The sequence below is a fragment of the Luteitalea sp. genome (assembly GCF_022842525.1).
Taxonomy (GTDB): domain Bacteria; phylum Acidobacteriota; class Vicinamibacteria; order Vicinamibacterales; family Vicinamibacteraceae; genus Luteitalea.
Genome location: NZ_JALHPM010000268.1, coordinates 1 through 2,612, shown reverse-complemented (window position 1 = coordinate 2,612; position 2,612 = coordinate 1). Strand labels below are relative to the sequence as shown.

The following is a 2,612-nucleotide window of genomic DNA, read 5'->3' as shown; positions in this document are numbered from 1 at the left end:
CGCAGACGAACCTTCAGACGTTCACGACGACCATCCGCGCGCAGAATCCATGGCTGGTCATCGAGACGACCGCCACGACGGCCTTGACGCCTGGCAACACCGCGCCCTCGCCGATCAGCACGCAGGGGGAGTACAACTCGCCGCGCGGGTGTCGCGGCACCTTCGCCAGCATCGGCATTGCGCAGGCGACGCGTATCGAGGCCGACTTCAACGGCAGCGACTGTCAGCTCGCCACGTTCTCGGGCACCGTCGTCCTGACGAAGCAGTGAGGGTGTCGTGCAGATCGATCGAGACGCTCCGCTCCGGTTCCTGAAGGCGGCGTTCCTGCCGGAGGACTGGATTGCCGTGCTCCTGAAGAGGCACGACACGGGCGAGGCCATTCAGCGCGTGGGGCCGCTGGACATGGCGCTCTCACCGCGCTTCCAGAGCTGGCTCCGGTTCAAGAACGCCAACGGATTCAGCGTCTTCGTGAGCGTCAACGCCCTGACGCCTGGCATGCGGTCGCGCACCCGCGAGTCCGTACGCGCCGTGCGGCACGTGTTCTTGGACGCGGATCGGGACTGCGACCGAATTCTGGCCACCATTGACGGTCGTCCCGACGTGCCCACACCGTCCTTCGTGATTCGGTCATCTGCCGGAAGGGCGCACATCCTCTGGCCGGTCACAGGCATGTCGGTCCGCCATGCCGAGGCGCTGCAGAAGCATCTGGCGCGGGAGCTGGGCGCGGACACGGCAGCGACCTCGGCGGCACAACTCACCAGGCTGCCCGGGTTGCTGAATCGCAAGTACTTCCCGCCTCCTCTCGTGTCGATGGACCGCGAGGGCCCGGCCACCTCTTACAGAGTCAACAGCTTTCCAGACCCGCCAGTAGCCGCCAAGGTTGCCACCCCGGGCCAGGCTCCGCGCCACGGATGGTCAATGATCGAGCGTGCCCGACGGTACGTGGCGGCCACTCCGCCTGCCCTCCAGGGGAGGCAGGGCGATCTCGCGACGTTCTGTCTCTGTTGCCGTCTTGTCAGTCGATTCGAGCTGCCGGACCACGAAGCGATGGCCCTGCTTCACTCCTGGAACGCGCGCTGTGAACCGCCGTGGAAAGAGCGAGACCTGATGCTCAAGCTCACTTCAGCCCGGCGATGCGCCTGCCCTTCATCGGAACCCGCAGAGGAATCGGGGGAGAGCGCTAGAGCGAGGCCAAAGGCTCTCAGGGATAAACCGTCCACGCATACTTAGTTTGAGCCGTCCACGGACAACCGGTGGAGGCGGCGGGAGTCGAAGGGCTCACGGTAACTAGTTCAGTGACAGCAACTTGGATGCGGTGCATGAGTTCAGTACCCCGTTTGTACCCCCACTAAGGTCACGCTGAAAAGGCGCTCTACGATCTCGGCTCGCGATGTCTTCGACCGGCTGTCACCCCCGTTCGGCCGCCTCCAAACACGGCCCGGGCTCTGCTCGCCTGAGTTGAGTCGGCCAGCCGCCAGAAAGGGGCGCCGGCCAAGCGGTCCTGGGGCCGACCGTCTCGTCTGACGGACACCGAAGCGTCAGCCATTGCGCGGCGTCACCTCACTCCCAGCCCCCGCCAAGCGAGCGGTACACGTCCACGACCGCCTGCTGGTGCGCTGCAAGAGCCCGGCTGGCGGCGAGCTGGCCGGCGATGCGGTCGCGCTCGGCGAGGGTCTGCGCGAGTGAGTCGACGAGCCCTTCGCGGTACTGCACGGTGACGATGCCGGCCACACCGGCGGCTGCCTCGAGTTGCCGCTGCGTGGCGACGAGCCTGTCTGTGGCGGCGCCGTACGCGTCCACGGCCACACGGACCTCTTCCAGCGCGAGGAGCGTGGCCTGTTCGTACTCCGCGAACGCCGCATCCGCGACCGCACTGGCGGCACGCGCCCGCCGACGAAGCTGCGGCCAGTCGAGGAACGACCACGCGATGCGCGGCGCCACCAGCCACGACACGGCGCCCGCCTCGGCGAGCGAACCGAGGCTGCCGGCCACGTGGCCGAACGATCCGAGCACGTCGATCCGGGGCAGCAACTCGGCCCTGGCGACCCCTGCGCGTGCGAGCGCGGCCTTGAGCCGTGCCTGGGCCACGCCGACGTCGGGGCGCCGCGACAATACGTCGGCCATGCTGCCGATGGGAAGCCGCTGCGCGCGCAGCGGGGCAGCGGGCGTCGGCGGCACGGTCCACCCGTCCGGCGAGCGACCCGTCAGCGTGGCCAGGCGCAGCCGCGCCCGCTCGCCGACGTGCGTGACCGTCGCTTGTTCGGCGGCCATCCCGTCGTCGAGCTGCTGCACGCGCAGCAGGTCGAGCCTGGTCAGGCGACCGGCCGCGATGAGCGCCTCGGTCTTGGCGGTCAGGTCCTGCACCTGCTGACGCAGGCTCGCAAGCAGATCGAGGTCGCGCTGTGCCCCCCGCCAATCGTAGTAGGCCGACGCCACCTGGGCGATCACCGCCACCTGCACGCCGCGGCTGTCGAAGGCGGCAGCCGTCGCGTCGGCCTCCGCGGCGCGGGCGCGACCGCGCAGTCGCCCGAACACGTCGGCTTCCCAGGCCACGTCGATGCCCGCACGGTAGACCGTGCCGGTCCGCGTTGGCAGGTCGAGCCCTTGGGCCT

The 2,612-nt window shown here is 69.0% G+C and carries 3 protein-coding genes; 2 read left to right on the top strand and 1 reads right to left on the bottom strand.

The window, feature by feature from the left end; translation table 11 throughout:
• Together Q0C41_RS28850 and Q0C41_RS28845 are read left to right on the top strand one after the other, a co-directional pair.
• Window positions 1-269: hypothetical protein (locus Q0C41_RS28850; RefSeq protein WP_291990037.1), on the top strand; the 269-nt coding region annotated here is incomplete at its 5' end.
• A 7-nt stretch (window positions 270-276) separates the two neighbouring features.
• The gene (locus Q0C41_RS28845) at window positions 277-1,230 is read left to right on the top strand and encodes a DNA-primase RepB domain-containing protein (RefSeq protein ID WP_291990035.1); all 954 of its coding nucleotides are present in this window, start codon (window positions 277-279) and stop codon (window positions 1,228-1,230) included.
• A gap of 330 nt (window positions 1,231-1,560) precedes the next feature.
• Here Q0C41_RS28845 and Q0C41_RS28840 read toward each other — a convergent pair.
• Window positions 1,561-2,612, bottom strand: a 1,052-nt coding sequence (locus tag Q0C41_RS28840) for a TolC family protein (RefSeq protein ID WP_291990033.1), incomplete at its 5' end; no start/stop codon positions are given.